Below are 17,430 nucleotides of genomic sequence, written 5' to 3'. Positions count from 1 at the left end.
TACCTCAGGACTCCTGGGTGAGGGAGACGAGCACGTCGTCTCCTTCGATCTTTACGGGGTATACGGGGACGGGTCGCGTCGCGGGCAGACCGGAGGGCTTGCCGGTGCGCAGGTCGAAGGACGACCCGTGCAGCCAGCACTCGATCATGCAGTCCTCGACCTCGCCCTCCGAGAGCGAGACGTTCGCGTGCGAGCAGATGTCGTTGATCGCGAACACCTCCCCCTCGGTGGAGACGATGGACACCGGCGTGCCGTCGAGTTCCACCCGCTTGGGGGTGTTCTCTTCCAGCTCGCTCAGCGCACAGGCCTTGACGTAGGTCATCAGACAGCCGCCGCCAGTTCGGCCTCGATCTTCGCGATCAGGCGCTCTTCGATGTCCGGGACACCGATGTGCTGGACGAGCTCGGCGAAGAAGCCGCGCACGACCAGACGGCGGGCCTCGTCGGCCGGGATGCCGCGGGCCTGCAGGTAGAAGAGCTGCTCGTCGTCGAAACGGCCGGTCGCGGAGGCGTGGCCGGCGCCGACGATCTCGCCGGTCTCGATCTCCAGGTTCGGCACCGAGTCGACCCGCGCGCCGTCCGTGAGGACGAGGTTGCGGTTCATCTCGTAGGTGTCGGTGCCCTCGGCGGTCTTCTCGATGAGCACGTCACCGATCCAGATGGCGTGGGCGTCCTGGCCCTGGAGCGCGCCCTTGTAGACCACGTTCGACTTGCAGTGCGGGGCGTCGTGCGTGACCAGGAGGCGGTGCTCCTGGTGCTGGCCGGCGTCCGTGAAGTACAGGCCGAAGAGCTCGGCCTCGCCGCCCGGGCCCGCGTAGCTGACCCGCGGGTGGAGGCGTACGACGTCGCCGCCGAAGGTGACCACGATCGACTTGAAGGTCGCGTCGCGGCCGACCAGGGCATTGTGCTGGGAGCAGTGGACGGCGGTGTCGTCCCAGTCCTGCACGGAGACCACGGTGAGCTTGGCGCCGTCACCGACGATGAACTCGACGTTGGCGGCGCGCACGCCGTCACCGGTGTGGTCGATGACGATGACGGCCTCGGCGAAGGCCTGCACGTCGAAGACCGTGTGGCCGAAGGTGGTGCCGCCCTCGCCGTGCAGCGAGACGCGCACCGGCTCGGCCAGGACCGCTTCCTTGGGCACGGTCACGACCGTGGCCTTGGCGAAGGACGAGAACGCCTGGGCGGCGATCCGGTCCACCGGGGTGCCCGCCTTGCCGATGCGCGCGTCGTCGCGCTCCACCGACTCGACGGTGACGCCCTCGGGCGCGTCGATCTGGGCCTTCATGGTGCCGTTGGCGACCGCGGTGCCGTCGTGGAGACCACGCAGGCGCGCCAACGGGGTGAAGCGCCACTCCTCCTCGCGGCCGTGGGGCACGGGGAAGTCCGCCACGTCGAAGGACGGGGGGGCGCTCATCCGGGTGGCGACGGTGGACTCGGCGGCCACCGCGATCGCGCCGGCGGTGGTCGAACCCGCCGGAATGTTCTGAGCCTCAGCCATGGCTGTCGTCTTGCTCGCTCTCTTCAATGAACACGGTCTACGTCAACAAGGGATCTGCGGGATGCCGGGCGGTCGGACTAGCCGACGGAGCCCTCCATCTGCAGCTCGATCAGCCGGTTCAGCTCCAGGGCGTACTCCATGGGCAGCTCGCGCGCGATGGGCTCGACGAAGCCGCGCACGATCATGGCCATGGCCTCGAACTCCGTCAGACCGCGGCTCATCAGGTAGAAGAGCTGGTCGTCGGAGACCTTGGAGACCGTGGCCTCGTGGCCCATGGAGACGTCGTCCTCGCGGACGTCCACGTAGGGGTACGTGTCCGAGCGGGAGATCGTGTCGACCAGGAGCGCGTCACAGAGCACGTTCGACTTGGAGCCGTGGGCGCCCTCGCCGATCTCGACCAGGCCTCGGTACGAGGTGCGGCCGCCGCCTCGGGCCACCGACTTCGAGACGATGTTCGAGGAGGTGTTCGGCGCCATGTGGACCATCTTGGATCCGGCGTCCTGGTGCTGGCCCTCGCCCGCGAAGGCGATGGACAGGGTCTCGCCCTTGGCGTGCTCGCCCATCAGGTAGACGGCCGGGTACTTCATGGTGACCTTGGAACCGATGTTGCCGTCGATCCACTCCATGGTCGCGCCCTCGTACGCCACGGCGCGCTTGGTGACCAGGTTGTAGACGTTGTTCGACCAGTTCTGGATGGTCGTGTAGCGGCAGCGGCCGCCCTTCTTCACGATGATCTCGACCACGGCGCTGTGCAGCGAGTCCGAGGAGTAGATCGGGGCGGTGCAGCCCTCGACGTAGTGGACGTACGCGTCCTCGTCGACGATGATCAGCGTCCGCTCGAACTGGCCCATGTTCTCCGTGTTGATACGGAAGTAGGCCTGGAGCGGGATGTCCACCTTGACGCCCTTGGGGACGTAGATGAACGATCCGCCCGACCACACGGCGGTGTTCAGCGAGGCGAACTTGTTGTCACCGACCGGGATGACCGTGCCGAAGTACTCCTGGAAGAGCTCCGGGTGCTCCTTGAGCGCGGTGTCCGTGTCGAGGAAGATCACGCCCTGCTCCTCCAGGTCCTCGCGGATCTGGTGGTAGACGACCTCGGACTCGTACTGGGCCGCGACACCGGCGACGAGGCGCTGCTTCTCCGCCTCCGGGATGCCGAGCTTGTCGTACGTGTTCTTGATGTCCTCGGGCAGTTCCTCCCAGGAAGCGGCCTGCTTCTCGGTGGAACGCACGAAGTACTTGATGTTGTCGAAGTCGATGCCCGAGAGGTCGGAGCCCCACATCGGCATGGGCTTCTTGTCGAAGAGCTTGAGGCCCTTGAGACGGAGGTTCAGCATCCACTCCGGCTCGGACTTCTTCGCCGAGATGTCGCGGACGACCTCCTCGGACAGACCCCGCTTGGCAGCGGCACCGGCCGCGTCGGAGTCGGCCCAGCCGTACTCGTAGTTGCCCAGACCCTCGAGCTCAGGGTGAGCAGTCTCCGTGGTCATGCGGGGTTCCTCCCGGCCGTACTTGCAGATACTGATGTGTCGGTCTGTGTGGCGCTCGCGCTACGCGGAATGAACGTCGTGCACACCCCGTCGCCGTGGGCGATCGTGGCGAGTCGCTGCACATGTGTCCCGAGCAGGCGGGAGAAGACCTCGGTCTCCGCCTCGCAGAGCTGCGGGAACTGCTCGGCGACATGCGCGACCGGGCAGTGGTGCTGGCAGAGCTGTTCACCGCTGTGCGGACCGGGAGCGCTCTTCGCCGTAGCAGCGTACCCGTCGGCGGTCAACGCCTTGGCCAGGGCCTCCGTACGGTCCGCCGGGGCGACCGCCTCGACGGCCTCCCGGTAGCCGCGGGCCTGCGCTTCCATCCGCGACCGGGCGAAGGCGGCGACCGCCGCCTCTCCCCGGTCGCCTCCGCCGACGGACTGCGCGATCCAGCGCAGGGCGTCCGCGGCGAGCGTGTCGTAGGACTGGTCGAAAGCGTCGCGTCCGCAGTCGGTCAGCGCGAAGACCTTGGCGGGCCGACCCCGGGTGCGCGCACCGTACACACGCTGCTCACGGGGTTCGACCACGTCGTCGGCGACGAGCGTGTCGAGGTGGCGGCGGACGGCGGCCTGGGTGAGGCCGAGGCGCTGGGCGAGGTCGGCGACGGTGGACGGACCGTGGTCCAGGATCGAGCGCGCCACTCGGTTGCGGGTTGACCGCTCCCCGGTGGCGAGCTCCCCCTGGGGGGCCTCGTTCTGCCGTTCGCCGTATTTCACAACACCATTGTTGCGTAATTAATCGCGCCCCGACAAGCCGTGATGGACGCCACCCCTGGTGGCCTCCATCACTAAGGGTTACCTTATTTATCGACACAGAGTTATGCGGAAGGGAACACTCCGCGTTCGCGCCGGGCGCCTCCGGTGAACCAGTAAACGGCTCCCACCAGCAAACCTCCGCCCACGATGTTTCCCGGCACGGTAAACATCAGGTTCCGGAAAAGATCACTGAAACCGGCTGACCCGTCCAGGACCGCCAGGCTGAAAAGAGCCATGTTCGCGACGCAGTGTTCGAATCCCACGGCCACGAACACCGCCACCGGAAGCCACAGAACGAAAATCTTGGCGGCATCCCCGCGGGCCCGCGTGAACATCCAGATCCCCAGGCAGACGAGCATGTTGCACAGGACCGCACGCCAGAAGAGCTGACCGCCGCCCAGCGCCGTCTTCCCGTGCACCATCTCGGCGAGCATGGCCCGCGCCGAGGGCGAGGAGGTCACTCCCGAGGCGTGCACCATCGCGGCGAAGGCGAAGGCCCCGGTCAGGTTGCCGCCGAGCGACAGGGCCCACGAGGTGACGAGGTCCCGCAGCCCGGTCCGCCCGGACAGCGCACCGACCAGCATCACCATCACGTTGCTGGTGAAGAGCTGCGCGCCGGCGAACATCACGATGGTCAGGGCGATCGGAAAGACCGCGCCCTCCAGCAGCTTCACCGCCGCCGAGCCCTGGGCCACGAACGGCGAGATCGCCACCAGCAGCAGCACCTCGCCGATCCCTATGTACGCGCCCGCGAGCATCGCGGAGACGAAGTAGCGCGGCGGATGCCCCAGGTCATGGGCCTTGTGCTCGGCCTGCCCCGAGGTGGCTTCGACGTTCTGAGCGATGCTGTTCACCATTCGACGCTAGGTGCGCGCCCTCCCCCGACCCGTACGAAAAGGTCATGAATGAGCGGGCACGTCACCCCTCGACCCCGGGACCTAGGACCCCCTTCGGGGCTCCGTAGACTGGGCCACCATGAGCAACGACCCCGCCGTGGAGATCCGCGGACTGGTGAAGCGGTACGGCGCCAAGACCGCGGTGGACGGCCTGGACCTCACCGTCCGAAGGGCCTCCGTCACCGCGGTCCTCGGTCCCAACGGCGCGGGCAAGACGACCACTGTGGAAACCTGCGAGGGCTACCACCGCCCCGACGCCGGCACCGTCCGCGTCCTCGGCCTCGACCCCGTCGCCCAGGCGGAGGCGCTGCGCCCGCGCGTCGGCGTGATGCTCCAGTCCGGAGGTGTCTACTCCGGGGCCCGCGCCGTCGAAATGCTGCGCCACATGGCCAAGCTGTACGCCGACCCGCTCGACGTCGACACCCTGGTGGAACGCCTCGGCCTCGGCGGCTGCGGCCGCACCGTCTACCGCAGGCTCTCCGGCGGCCAGCAGCAGCGCCTCGCCCTGGCCATGGCCGTGGTCGGCCGCCCCGAGCTGGTCTTCCTGGACGAGCCCACCGCCGGCCTGGACCCGCAGGCCCGCCGCGCGACCTGGGACCTCGTACGGGAGCTGCGATCCGACGGGGTCACGGTCGTCCTCACCACCCACCACATGGACGAGGCCGAGCAGCTCTCCGACGAGGTCGCCATCGTGGACGCCGGCAAGGTCATCGCCCACGGCAGCCCCGAGCAGCTGTGCCGCGGCGGCGCCGAGAACACCCTGCGGTTCACCGGCCGCCCCTCCCTCGACCTGGCCTCGCTGCTGAAGGCGCTCCCCGACGGCACCCAGGCCGCCGAGCTCACCCCGGGCGTCTACCGGGTCACCGGCGACGTGCATCCGCAGCTGCTGGCCACCGTCGCCTCCTGGTGCGCCCAGCACGGGGTGATGCCGGACAGCCTCTCCGTGGAGCGGCACACCCTCGAAGACGTCTTTCTGGAGCTGACCGGTAAGGAGCTGCGCGCATGAGCGCCGGTACGTTCGCCCCCAGCCCGGGGGCGGCCCCCGTCTCCCGCATGATCCTCGCGCAGACGGCCCTGGAGACCCGGATGCTGCTGCGCAACGGGGAGCAGCTGCTGCTGACCGTGATCATCCCGTCGCTGCTGCTGGTCCTGTTCTCGGCCGTCGACATCATCACTGTGCCCACTGAAGAGGGGGGCGCCGGCAAGTCGGTGGACTTCCTGGCCCCCGGCGTCCTCGCGCTCGCCGTCATGTCCACCGCCTTCACCGGCCAGGCCATCGCCACCGGCTTCGACCGGCGCTACGGGGTCCTCAAGCGGCTCGGGGCCTCCCCGCTGCCCCGCTGGGCCCTGATGGCCGCGAAGACCCTGTCCGTGCTGGTCACCGAGGTGCTCCAGGTCGCCCTGCTGACGGTGATCGCCCTCGCGCTGGGCTGGACCCCGCACGGCGACCCGCTCTCCGTCGCCGCGCTGCTCCTGCTCGGCACCGCCGCGTTCTCCGGGCTGGGGCTGCTGATGGCGGGCACGCTCAAGGCCGAGATGACCCTGGCCGCCGCCAACCTGGTCTTCCTGCTGCTGCTCGTCGGCGGCGGGGTGATCGTGCCGCTGGACAAGTTCCCGGACGCGGTGCGCTCCGCGCTGGAACTGCTGCCCATCTCGGCCCTGTCCGGCGGACTGCGCGAGGTGCTCCAGCACGGGGCCGCCCTGCCGTGGGGCGACGCGGCCGTGCTGGCGGTCTGGGCGGTGCTCGGCCTGGGCACCGCCGCGAAGTTCTTCCGCTGGGATTGACCTCGCAAAGCGGAGGGTGATTCTTGGCTCACACCGCTCGACCACCCAGCAGGCGGCCGACTCTCACGCGATCAACGCCAACCGGGTTGAGACCCACCCGGTTACTCGCTGCCACGATAGCCTTACTCCACTAGTGTCTCTGTCATCACGCACGAAGCCGGGGGGCGGGCATGGCGCAGCGAGAGGCCGTTCTGCGGCTGGACGAGCAATGGGCACGGGTGCGCGCGGGGGCCGCGCACGCGGAGCCGCGGGAGCGCGAGCGGCTGCTCGACGAGCTGATCGGCGCCCTGCGCACCCACCCGGACGACCCGCGGTGCACCGCCCTGCTGGGCCTGCGCCTCGCCGACCGCGCCGCCCTGCGCTTCGCCGAGGGGGACCGCGCGTCCGCCCTCGCCACCATCGAGGAGGGGCTGCGCAGCTCCGAGCGCGCGGCCGCCCACTCCCCCGAGTTCGCCCGCTGGTACGCCCGGGGGCTGATCAACCACGGGGTGTGGCTGTCCTGGCCGCTGAGCGACGCGGACCGGCTGCCGAGGCATCCGCTGGGCCCGGCCGCCACGGACGGGCCCAGCGCCATGGAGCGGGCGGCGGGCGAGCGCGCCCGTGACCTGACCCGCACCGCGGTCGGGGTGTGGACGGGGCTCGACCAGCACGATCCGGTCAACCGCAGGGGCCTGGCCCAGGCCAAGGTGTTCCTCGGCGACCGGCTCGCGGAGCTGGGTTTCGCCGAGGAGGCGGTGGCCTGGGCCGTGGACGCGGAGTCGGACTTCCGGCAGCTGCTGCTCGCGAACCCGGCCGCCGAGGAGGCCCAGGAGGCCGAGGAGGCCCTCGACCACATCGGCCGCCAGCTGGAACTGCGCCTGCGCTTCCTGTCCTTCGACTCCCTGGCGGGCCTGCGCGCCCAGGGTCTGCTGCCCGAACGGCTGCTGCCCCAGGCCGTGGTGGCCGCCCGCATCCAGGGGGTGGCCGAGCCCGAGATCGCGGCCCGGCTGCACCTGGGCGCCGAGCAGGTGCGCACGATGCTGGAGGTGACCCCCTGGCTCGCGGTGTGGCGCTTCGACGTGCGCGGTCCTGACGGACTGTGGACCGTACAGGACCATCCATGGCACAGCGCCACAGAAGTGAGGAACCGGACGGCGCAGGACGTAGGGGCTGAATTGGTACGCGGGTTCATGGGCTCGGCGCGGCATCCGGGCGACGGCGGCCAGTGGCGGATCCATCTGTGGTGGCATGCGGAGGGCGACCCGGCGGGGGCCAGGTTCCGGCTGCTCGCCGGACCCGACGCCCCGGCGGGCACCCCCTCGTGAAACTTTGCACAAGGCGGCGCCTACGATAGGGGCCGTGTTGAACCCATTCGCATACATCGCCGATCGCTGGACGCCGTCACCCCGGACCGTCCGGCGGGCCGCGTCCGCCGCGCTCCTGATGAGCGTGGCCATCATCGTCACCGGTGGCGCGGTGCGGCTGACCGGATCCGGTCTCGGCTGCGACACCTGGCCCAAGTGCACCGACGACAGCCTCGTCGTGACGCAGGCCCAGGGCTTCCACGGCGCCATCGAGTTCGGCAACCGGATGCTGACGTACGTGCTCTGCGCGGCGGTCGGCTGGTTCATCCTCGCGGCGCGCGCGGCCAAGCCGTGGCGGCACTCGCTGACGAAGCTCGGCTGGGTGCAGTTCGCCCTCGTGATGGGCAATGCGGTCCTCGGCGGCATCACCGTCCTGACCGGGCTCAACCCGTACAGCGTCGCCGGGCACTTCCTGCTCGCCACCGGCCTGATCGCGGTCACCACCGTCTCCTGGCAGCGCACCCGCGAGGGCGACAGCGAGCCCCGGCCGCGCGTGCCCGGCCCGGTGCGCAAGCTGTCGTGGGCGCTGATCGCCACCGCCCTCGTGCTGATCGCGGCGGGCACGGTCGTGACCGGCTCCGGGCCGCACGCCGGCGACAAGAGCGAGATCAAGCGGATGCCGTTCGACTGGGCGGCCACCGCCCACGTGCACGCCGTCGCCGCCTGGCTGGTCTGCGCACTGGCCCTCGCGATGTGGCTGGTGCTGCGGGTGGTGGACGCGCCCGTCGACACCCGGGCCCGCGCCCGCGATCTGCTGATCGTGCTGCTGGCGCAGGGCGCCATCGGCTACGTGCAGTTCTTCACGCAGCTGCCCGAGGTCCTCGTCGCCGCCCACATGCTCGGCTCCTGCCTCGTGTGGATCGCGGTGCTCCGCGTCGCGCTGAGCCTGCGCGAGCGGCCGGCCGAGCAGGCGGAGATCCCCGCCCAGGGCGACGCCCAGCTCTCCGCCGTCTAGGGGCGCGCCCGCTCGTCGAGCCGGTAGACGCGGCGGGCATTGCCCGCCGCGACCATGGCGGCCACCCGGTCCGCGTCCCGCCAGGTCCAGGACCCGTCGGCGACCCAGCCGCCCAGCACCCGGCCCAGCGCCTCCCGGAAGACCAGGGCGCCCACCGCGTGCAGCTCGGGCAGGCGCCGGCCGCCGCTGGAGAACAGCAGCTTGCCGAACGGCGCCAGCTCCAGCGACTCCGCCAGGACGGCCGCGGCCCGCGCCCCGGTCGGTGCGAGGGCCGCGCCTGCGTCGGCGTAGACGTGCGGGAAGGCCGCGGCCAGCCGTGCCGTGTGCCGGTGGTACGGGTACGCGCCGAGCAGGACCAGCCGCGCGCCCAGGCCCGCGGTGGCCCGTACGAACTCCGCCAGCGGGGCCGGATCCTCCGCTCCGGTGTGCAGCTGGAGCGGCAGCCCGGACGCCACCGCGCTCCACACCAGGTGCCGCAGGAGTACGGGGTCCGCCACGGCCCCGCCCCGGGTCCGCCGGGCCAGCCACCGCCCGGCCGCACCGCCCACCTCGCCCGGATCGGGCGGCTCGGGGGCGAGGGCGGCGGCGGATCCCGCGGCCGCACCGCAGGTGAAGGCGGTGGCCCCGGTGGCGGCGTGGTGCACGGCCTCGGCGAGGTTGGCGAGGAAGGCGGGCACCGTCCCGGAGGTGTCCGCGGCCTGCTCGGCCAGTAATTCCAGCCGGACCGTCTCGAAGGCCTCGGCGTCCCCGGCGAGCGCCAGCTCCTTGGGCCCGGCGAGGTCCCCGGGCACGCCCGTGTCCACCAGGTAGGCGCCGACCCCGGACCCGCGCAGCAGCCGCCGCGCGGATTCGGCCGTGCCCAGCTCGCGCCGCCGGGCCAGATAGCGGGCGGGGGCGGCGTGCGGCTCCAGCCCGAGGAGCGGCGGGCACCACCGGCGCACCGCGAAGCCGGTCTGGGTGTCGAAGAAGGTGGTGCCCGGTGCGGGCGGGCCGGCCGAGCGGATCAGCTGGGCCTCGAAGGTGCCCAGGCCCAGCTCCGTACGGAGGAATCCGTGGCAGTACTGGTCCACCAGGGGCGGCGTTTCGATCATCCGGGCATCCCGTTTGCGGACGTGAGGAAGGGGCTTCCACACGTCCTAACGGGTGAGCGGTGTGTGAGGTGTTGCTCGCGCTGTTGACCGAGCAACCACCTGGGGGTCGATCAGGCCGCCGGGTTCTCGGGGCCGCCCAGCTGGATGCCCGCCATCCGCGTCCACTCGTACGGGCCGGTCCGCACGCGCGCGGCGAACTCCCCGTCGAACTCCTCGTGGAGGGTCAGGCCCGCCTTCTCGGCGGCCAGCTGTGCCGTGGCGAAGGTCGGGGCCACCAGGTCGCCCCAGCCGCCGTCCGTGCCGACGAGCACGATGCGGGTGCCGGCCTGGCCGATGTGGGCGAGCTGACCCTCGGCGCCGCCGTGCTGCCTGGCGAACGCGCCGATCTGCTTGGCCAGCTTGCCGGCCTTCCGGTCCTGCTTCTTGTCTGCGGTGTCTGCCATGGACGGCATGCTACCGGTGAGTAATCAACGGAGGAAGGGATCCACAGCCACCGCCACGAAGAGCAGCGACACATAGGTGATCGACCAGTGGAACAGGCGCATCTCCTTGAGCTTCGCGCCCGTCACTCCCGCCTTGGCCCGCGCGTGCAGCGCGTGCGCCTCCCACAGCCACCAGCCGCCCGCGAGCAGCGCGACCGAGGTGTAGAACCAGCCGGTGTACCCCAGCGGGGTCAGCAGCAGCGAGACCGCCACCATCACCCAGCTGTAGAGGACGATCTGACGGGCCACGACCTTGTTCCCGGCCACGACGGGCAGCATCGGAACGCCGACACGCGCGTAGTCCTCCTTCACCTTCATCGACAGCGGCCAGTAGTGCGGCGGCGTCCAGAAGAAGATGACGAGGAAGAGGATGACCGCGGCCCAGGAGACCTCGTTCCTGACGGCGGACCAGCCGATGAGCACCGGCATGCAGCCCGCGATCCCGCCCCAGACGATGTTCTGGGCGGTGCGCCGCTTCAGCAGCATCGTGTAGACGACGACGTAGAAGAGGAGCGCGCCGAGCGCGAGGGCGGCCGACAGCCAGTTGATCAGCAGGCCGAAGAAGAGGGTGGAGACCACCCCGAGGGTGATCCCGAAGACCAGGCACTCGCGCGGGCTGACCATGCCGGTCACCAGCGGGCGCTGCGAGGTCCGGTCCATCAGCGCGTCGATGTCGCGGTCGATGTACATGTTCAGCGCGTTGGCGCCGCCCGCTGACAGGTAACCGCCGAAGCACGTGGCGAGCACCAGCCACAGCGAGGGCACGCCCTGCTCGGCGAGGAACATCACCGGCACTGTGGTGATCAGCAGAAGTTCGATGATCCGAGGCTTGGTCAAAGCCACGAAAGCCATGGCCCGGGCCCCGAACGGCCGGTGACCGGGGCTCGTCCCGAGCACCCCCGCTGGACGGGATTCGACGGCCGTCACGCACACCCCTGACAGAGAATCCAGCAAGCTCCGACTCAGGCCCCGCAAGGAATGAAGGCCCGGTAAAGGCTTGCACGTACCGCGCCACTCTAGACGTTGCGCTTACGTCGCCCCGCGCGGGGGTCGCTTCGTGTTGGGCCGATCGGACCGGGACGGGCAGGTGAACACCGGCTGCCGACGCGGTGACGGACTGTGGGCACTCGAATAGCTGCACGCCGTGGCGGGGGTAGGCTCGGAATCGCGCCGGTGCACCGTTCGTCACCGGGTAACAGACATGTGGAGAGGAGCCCTGACCCACGGTGAGCACCAAGCCGACCACCACAGAGCTCGAGTGGACCGAACTGGACCAGCGGGCCGTCGACACCGCCCGCATCCTGGCCGCTGACGCGGTCCAGAAGGTCGGAAACGGCCACCCCGGTACGGCGATGAGCCTGGCCCCCGCCGCGTACACCCTCTTCCAGAAGGTGATGCGGCACGACCCGGCGGACCACGAGTGGGTGGGCCGCGACCGCTTCGTCCTCTCCGCGGGCCACTCGTCCCTCACCCTTTACACCCAGCTCTACCTCGGCGGCTTCGGGCTGGAGCTGGACGACCTCAAGGCGTTCCGCACCTGGGGCTCCAAGACGCCCGGCCACCCGGAGTACGGCCACACGGCGGCCGTCGAGACCACCACCGGCCCGCTCGGCCAGGGCATCGCCAACGCGGTGGGCATGGCCATGGCCGCCCGCTACGAGCGCGGCCTGTTCGACCCGGAGGCCGCCCCGGGCGCCTCCCCGTTCGACCACATGGTCTACGCGGTCGCGGGCGACGGCTGCCTCCAGGAGGGCATCTCCCACGAGGCGTCCGCGCTGGCCGGCCACCAGAAGCTGGGCAACCTCGTCCTCCTCTGGGACGACAACCACATCTCCATCGAGGGTGACACGGAGACCGCCGTCTCCGAGGACACCATGAAGCGCTACGAGGCGTACGGCTGGCACGTCCAGCGCGTCGAGCAGCAGGAGAACGGCGACCTCGACCCGAAGGCCCTCTTCGCCGCCCTCCAGGCCGCCAAGGCCGAGACGGAGCGCCCCTCCTTCATCGCGGCCCGCTCGATCATCGCCTGGCCGGCCCCGCACGCCCAGGGCACCGAGGCCTCGCACGGCTCGGCACTCGGCGACGACGAGGTCGCGGCCACCAAGCGCGTCCTCGGCTTCGACCCGGAGCAGACCTTCGAGGTCTCCGACGAGGTCATCGCGCACACCCGCGCCCTCGGGGACCGCGGCCGCGAGGCCCGCGCCGCCTGGGAGAAGGAGTTCTCCGCCTGGCGCACCGCCAACCCGGAGCGCGCCGCCGAGTTCGACCGCGTCAACGCCAACGAGCTGCCCGCGGGCTGGGAGGACGAGCTCCCCGTCTTCGAGGCCGGCAAGGGCGTCGCCACCCGCGCCGCCTCCGGCAAGGTGCTCCAGGCGCTCGGCGCCGTCATCCCGGAGCTGTGGGGCGGCTCGGCCGACCTGGCCGGCTCCAACAACACCACCATCGACAAGAACTCCTCGTTCCTGCCGAAGGGCAACCCGCTGCCGGAGGCCGACCCGTACGGCCGCACCGTCCACTTCGGCATCCGCGAGCACGCCATGGCCGCCGCCATGAACGGCATCGCGCTGCACGGCCACACCCGCATCTACGGCGGCACCTTCCTGGTGTTCTCCGACTACATGCGCAACGCCGTCCGCCTCTCCGCGCTGATGCACCTGCCGGTCACGTACGTGTGGACGCACGACTCCATCGGCCTCGGCGAGGACGGCCCGACGCACCAGCCGGTCGAGCACCTGGCCTCGCTGCGCGCCATCCCGGGCCTGAACATCGTCCGTCCGGCCGACGCGAACGAGACGGCCGTCGCCTGGCGCGAGATCCTCAAGCGCCACACCAAGGTGTTCGGCAAGGGCGCCCCGCACGGTCTGGCGCTCACCCGCCAGGGCGTTCCGACCTACGAGCGCAACGAGGACGCCGCCAAGGGCGGTTACGTGCTCTTCGAGGCCGAAGGTGGCGACGCCCAGGTCGTCCTCATCGGCACCGGCTCCGAGGTCCAGCTCGCCGTCGCCGCCCGCGAGGCGCTGCAGGCCGAGGGCGTCCCGACCCGCGTGGTCTCCATGCCGTCCGTCGAGTGGTTCGAGGAGCAGGACCAGGCGTACAAGGACAGCGTCCTGCCGCCCTCCGTCAAGGCGCGAGTCGCGGTCGAGGCGGGCATCGGCCTGACCTGGCACCGTTACGTCGGCGACGCGGGCCGGATCGTGTCGCTGGAGCACTTCGGTGCCTCCGCCGACGCGAAGGTGCTGTTCCGCGAGTTCGGCTTCACCGCCGAGGCCGTGACCGCCGCCGCCAAGGACTCTCTGTCCGCCGCCGCCCGCTGACGCCGGTACAAGAACCAGTAGGAGATGCAATTCCCATGACAGACGCACTCAAGCGCCTCTCCGACGAGGGCGTGGCGATCTGGCTGGACGACCTGTCCCGCAAGCGCATCACGTCGGGCAACCTGGCGGAGCTCATCGACCAGTCGCACGTGGTCGGTGTCACCACCAACCCGGCGATCTTCCAGAAGGCGATCAGCGGCGGCGAGGGCTACGAGCAGCAGCTCACCGACCTCGCGACCCGCAAGGTCACCGTGGACGAGGCCCTGCGCATGATCACCACGGCGGACGTCCGCGACGCCGCCGACATCCTGCGCCCGGTCTACGACCGCACCGACGGCCAGGACGGCCGCGTGTCGATCGAGGTCGACCCGCGCCTGGCCCACGACACCGCGGCGACCATCGCCGAGGCCAAGCAGCTCGCCTGGCTGGTGGACCGTCCGAACACGCTCATCAAGATCCCGGCGACCAAGGCCGGCCTGCCGGCGATCACCGAGGTCATCGGCAAGGGCATCAGCGTCAACGTCACGCTGATCTTCTCGCTGGAGCGCTACCGCGAGGTCATGGACGCGTACCTGGCGGGTCTGGAGAAGGCCAAGGCCGCGGGCCTGGACCTCTCCCTGATCCACTCGGTCGCCTCCTTCTTCGTGTCCCGGGTGGACACCGAGATCGACAAGCGCCTCGACGCCGTCGGCACCGACGAGGCGAAGGCCCTCAAGGGCAAGGCGGCCCTCGCCAACGCCCGTCTGGCCTACGAGGCGTACGAGGAGGTCTTCTCCTCGGACCGCTGGGCCGCCCTGGAGCGGGTCGGCGCCAACAAGCAGCGCGCGCTGTGGGCCTCGACGGGCGTCAAGGACCCGGCGTACAAGGACACCCTGTACGTGGACGACCTGGTCGCCCCGAACACGGTGAACACCATGCCGGAGGCCACCCTGGAGGCCACCGCCGACCACGGGCAGATCACGGGTGACACCGTGCGCGGCACCTACGAGCAGGCCCGCGCCGAGCTCGACGCGGTCGCGAAGCTGGGCATCTCGTACGACGATGTGGTGCAGCTGCTCGAGGACGAGGGCGTCGAGAAGTTCGAGGCGTCCTGGAACGACCTGCTGAAGTCGACCGAGGCGGAGCTCCAGCGCCTCGCCCCCACGGAGGCCTGAACACCTTGTCTGTAAACGGAGCGAACCCGCTTCGTGACGCACAGGACCGGCGGCTCCCGCGCATCGCGGGGCCGTCCGGCCTGGTCATTTTCGGCGTTACGGGTGACCTGTCGCGCAAGAAGCTGATGCCTGCCGTCTACGACCTGGCCAACCGCGGTCTGCTCCCGCCGGGCTTCTCCCTCATCGGGTTCGCCCGCCGCGAGTGGCAGGACGAGGACTTCGCGCAGGAGGTCCACGACGCGGTCAAGGAGCACTCCCGCACGCCCTTCCGCGAGGAGGTCTGGCAGCAGCTGGTGCAGGGCTGCCGCTTCGTCCAGGGCGACTTCGACGACGACCAGGCGTTCGAGACGCTGAAGTCGACGATCGAGGAGCTGGACAAGGCGCAGGGCACCGGCGGCAACTTCGCCTTCTACCTGTCCGTCCCCCCGAAGTTCTTCCCCAAGGTGGTCCAGCAGCTCAAGGACCACGGACTGGCGCAGAAGGAGGGCTCCTGGCGGCGTGCCGTCATCGAGAAGCCCTTCGGCCACGACCTGAAGAGCGCCGAGGAGCTCAACAAGGTCGTCCACGAGGTCTTCCCGCGTGACGAGGTCTTCCGGATCGACCACTACCTCGGCAAGGAGACCGTCCAGAACATCCTGGCGCTCCGCTTCGCCAACACCATGTTCGAGCCGATCTGGAACCGGTCGTACGTCGACCACGTGCAGATCACCATGGCCGAGGACATCGGCATCGGCGGCCGGGCCGGGTACTACGACGGCATCGGCGCGGCCCGCGACGTCATCCAGAACCACCTGCTCCAGCTGCTCGCGCTGACGGCGATGGAGGAGCCCGGCTCCTTCCACCCCAAGGCGCTGGTGGCCGAGAAGCTCAAGGTCCTGACGGCCGTGCAGCTGCCCGAGGACCTGGGCAAGCACACCGTGCGCGGCCAGTACGCGGCGGCGTGGCAGGGCGGCGAGAAGGTCGTCGGGTACCTCGAAGAGGACGGCATCGACCCCAAGTCGAAGACCGACACGTACGCGGCCATCCGCCTGGAGATCAACAACCGCCGCTGGGCGGGCGTCCCCTTCTACCTGCGGACGGGCAAGCGCCTGGGCCGCCGGGTGACGGAGATCGCCGTGGTCTTCAAGCGTGCCCCGTACCTGCCGTTCGAGTCGGGCGCGACCGAGGAGCTGGGGCAGAACGCCCTGGTCATCCGGGTCCAGCCGGACGAGGGCGTGACGGTGCGCTTTGGCTCCAAGGTTCCGGGCACCTCCATGGAGGTCCGGGACGTCACGATGGACTTCGCCTACGGCGAGTCCTTCACGGAGTCGAGCCCGGAGGCCTACGAGCGGCTCATCCTCGACGTGCTCCTCGGCGACGCGAACCTCTTCCCGCGCCACCAGGAAGTCGAGCTCTCCTGGAACATCCTCGACCCGATCGAGGAGTACTGGGACAAGCACGGCAAGCCCGCGCAGTACCCGGCGGGCACCTGGGGGCCGGTCGAGGCGGACGAGATGCTCGCACGAGACGGACGGAGCTGGCGCCGGCCATGAAGATCGACCTCACGGAGACCAACTCCAGCAAGATCAATGCCGCGATGGTGCAGGCACGCCGGGACATCGGCACGCCGGCCATCGGCATGGTCCTCACGCTGGTGATCGTGACCGACGAGGAGAACGCGTACGACGCGCTCAAGTCGGCGAACGACGCGTCCCACGAACACCCCTCGCGGATCGTCGTCGTCATCAAGCGGGTCAGCCGCTCGCCGCGCAGCCGCCGCGACGCCCGTCTCGACGCGGAAGTCCGCGTCGGGGCGGACTCCGGCACCGGCGAAACGGTTGTGCTCCGCCTTCACGGCGAACTGGTCGACCACGCCCAGTCGGTGGTTCTCCCGCTCCTGCTGCCGGACGCTCCGGTGGTCGTCTGGTGGCCCGAGGGTGCTCCGTCGGACCTGGCGGGCGACCCGCTGGGTGCGCTCGGGCAGCGCCGGATCACCGACACGTACTCCTGCGAGGAGCCGATCGGGGCGCTCGCGGCCCGGGCCTCGTCCTACGCCCCCGGCGACACGGACCTGTCCTGGACCCGGATCACCCCGTGGCGCTCGATGCTGGCCGCCGCGCTGGACCAGCAGGCCCTGAAGGTCACCTCGGCGACCGTGGAGGGCGAGGACGACAACCCGAGCTGCGAACTGCTGGCCATGTGGCTGGCGGACCGTCTCGGAGTGCCGGTCCAGCGCACGCTGTCGGCGGGCCCGGGCCTGACGGCCGTACGCCTGGAGACCAAGGACGGCGCGATCGTCCTGGACCGGGCGGACGGGTCCCTGGCCACGCTGTCCATGCCGGGGCAGCCGGACCGTGCGGTGGCGCTGAAGCGGCGCGACACGGCCGAGCTCCTGGCGGAGGAACTCCGCCGCCTGGACCCGGACAACACGTACGAGTCCTCGCTGAAGTTCGGCGTGACCCGCCTGGAGTCCGCGGCAGCCGCGCCGGCCCCGGCCCCGGCCAAGGCCGAGGAGCCCGCCCCCGCGGCCCCGAAGCCGGCCCAGCCGGCCCCCAAGCCGGCCAAGAAGGCCGCGGCCAAGCAGCAATGACCGTGCCCTCGAACGCCGGAGGGGCTGACAGCAGCCCCTCCGGCGTTCGGC

Annotated in this window: 16 protein-coding genes; 8 read left to right on the top strand and 8 right to left on the bottom strand. The window is 70.5% G+C overall.

What is annotated here, in order from left to right; translation table 11 throughout:
* Positions 1-4 precede the first annotated feature (4 nt).
* From ACGFYU_RS23620 to ACGFYU_RS23600, 5 genes are all read right to left on the bottom strand, one after another.
* Positions 5-322, bottom strand: coding sequence for a bifunctional 3-phenylpropionate/cinnamic acid dioxygenase ferredoxin subunit (locus ACGFYU_RS23620; protein WP_053785806.1), 318 nt, complete (start codon positions 320-322; stop codon positions 5-7).
* On the bottom strand, positions 322-1,500 hold the full coding sequence (gene sufD, locus ACGFYU_RS23615; protein WP_393829292.1) for a Fe-S cluster assembly protein SufD: 1,179 nt from the start codon (positions 1,498-1,500) through the stop codon (positions 322-324). Before sufD ends, ACGFYU_RS23620 begins: the two co-directional genes overlap by 1 nt.
* 77 nt (positions 1,501-1,577) lie before the next feature.
* On the bottom strand, positions 1,578-2,993 hold the full coding sequence (gene sufB, locus ACGFYU_RS23610; protein WP_393829291.1) for a Fe-S cluster assembly protein SufB: 1,416 nt from the start codon (positions 2,991-2,993) through the stop codon (positions 1,578-1,580).
* Positions 2,990-3,751: a helix-turn-helix transcriptional regulator gene (locus tag ACGFYU_RS23605; RefSeq protein ID WP_393829290.1), complete on the bottom strand. Its 762-nt coding sequence runs from the start codon at positions 3,749-3,751 to the stop codon at positions 2,990-2,992. Before ACGFYU_RS23605 ends, sufB begins: the two co-directional genes overlap by 4 nt.
* 101 nt (positions 3,752-3,852) lie before the next feature.
* Positions 3,853-4,647: a formate/nitrite transporter family protein gene (locus ACGFYU_RS23600; protein ID WP_393829289.1), complete on the bottom strand. Its 795-nt coding sequence runs from the start codon at positions 4,645-4,647 to the stop codon at positions 3,853-3,855.
* 118 nt (positions 4,648-4,765) lie between these two features.
* Between ACGFYU_RS23600 and ACGFYU_RS23595 the strand changes: the two genes are divergently transcribed.
* The 4 genes from ACGFYU_RS23595 (at position 4,766) to ACGFYU_RS23580 (ending at position 8,769) form a co-directional block, all read left to right on the top strand.
* Positions 4,766-5,692 (top strand): ABC transporter ATP-binding protein, encoded by a 927-nt coding sequence (locus ACGFYU_RS23595; protein WP_393829288.1) that lies wholly within the window; start codon positions 4,766-4,768, stop codon positions 5,690-5,692.
* The gene (locus ACGFYU_RS23590; RefSeq protein WP_393829287.1) at positions 5,689-6,471 is read left to right on the top strand and encodes an ABC transporter permease; all 783 of its coding nucleotides are present in this window, start codon (positions 5,689-5,691) and stop codon (positions 6,469-6,471) included. Before ACGFYU_RS23595 ends, ACGFYU_RS23590 begins: the two co-directional genes overlap by 4 nt.
* A gap of 170 nt (positions 6,472-6,641) precedes the next feature.
* Positions 6,642-7,775 (top strand): hypothetical protein, encoded by a 1,134-nt coding sequence (locus ACGFYU_RS23585; protein WP_393829286.1) that lies wholly within the window; start codon positions 6,642-6,644, stop codon positions 7,773-7,775.
* Positions 7,776-7,779: 4 nt separating this feature from the next.
* Complete coding sequence (locus ACGFYU_RS23580; protein WP_393829285.1) at positions 7,780-8,769, top strand: heme A synthase; 990 nt, start codon at positions 7,780-7,782, stop codon at positions 8,767-8,769.
* Here ACGFYU_RS23580 and ACGFYU_RS23575 read toward each other — a convergent pair.
* The 3 genes from ACGFYU_RS23575 to ACGFYU_RS23565 all read right to left on the bottom strand — a co-directional run bounded on the left by ACGFYU_RS23575 (position 8,766) and on the right by ACGFYU_RS23565 (position 11,275).
* Positions 8,766-9,860, bottom strand: a complete 1,095-nt coding sequence (locus ACGFYU_RS23575) for an amidohydrolase (protein WP_393829284.1) — start codon at positions 9,858-9,860, stop codon at positions 8,766-8,768. The genes ACGFYU_RS23580 and ACGFYU_RS23575 overlap by 4 nt on opposite strands.
* Before the next feature lie 110 nt (positions 9,861-9,970).
* Positions 9,971-10,303 (bottom strand): hypothetical protein, encoded by a 333-nt coding sequence (locus ACGFYU_RS23570; protein WP_393829283.1) that lies wholly within the window; start codon positions 10,301-10,303, stop codon positions 9,971-9,973.
* A 24-nt stretch (positions 10,304-10,327) separates the two neighbouring features.
* Positions 10,328-11,275: a heme o synthase gene (locus ACGFYU_RS23565; protein WP_393829374.1), complete on the bottom strand. Its 948-nt coding sequence runs from the start codon at positions 11,273-11,275 to the stop codon at positions 10,328-10,330.
* A 293-nt stretch (positions 11,276-11,568) separates the two neighbouring features.
* Here ACGFYU_RS23565 and tkt point away from each other — a divergent pair, with 293 nt between their 5' ends.
* Genes tkt through opcA form a run of 4 tightly spaced genes read left to right on the top strand, consistent with a single transcriptional unit; the run spans position 11,569 to position 17,379 of the window.
* Entirely contained in the window at positions 11,569-13,656 is a 2,088-nt protein-coding gene (gene tkt, locus ACGFYU_RS23560; protein ID WP_393829282.1) for a transketolase, read from the top strand.
* Between the two features lie 35 nt (positions 13,657-13,691).
* On the top strand, positions 13,692-14,810 hold the full coding sequence (gene tal, locus ACGFYU_RS23555) for a transaldolase (RefSeq protein WP_393829281.1): 1,119 nt from the start codon (positions 13,692-13,694) through the stop codon (positions 14,808-14,810).
* 5 nt (positions 14,811-14,815) lie between these two features.
* A complete protein-coding gene (gene zwf / locus ACGFYU_RS23550; RefSeq protein ID WP_393829280.1) occupies positions 14,816-16,342 on the top strand; it encodes a glucose-6-phosphate dehydrogenase in 1,527 nt (508 codons plus the stop codon).
* Positions 16,339-17,379, top strand: coding sequence for a glucose-6-phosphate dehydrogenase assembly protein OpcA (gene opcA / locus ACGFYU_RS23545; protein WP_393829279.1), 1,041 nt, complete (start codon positions 16,339-16,341; stop codon positions 17,377-17,379). Before zwf ends, opcA begins: the two co-directional genes overlap by 4 nt.
* The last annotated feature ends 51 nt before the right edge of the window (positions 17,380-17,430 follow it).

Origin of the sequence: Streptomyces sp. NPDC048337, assembly GCF_043201175.1 — a bacterium.
GTDB lineage: Bacteria > Actinomycetota > Actinomycetes > Streptomycetales > Streptomycetaceae > Streptomyces.
This window is presented reverse-complemented; position numbering and strand designations above follow the sequence as displayed.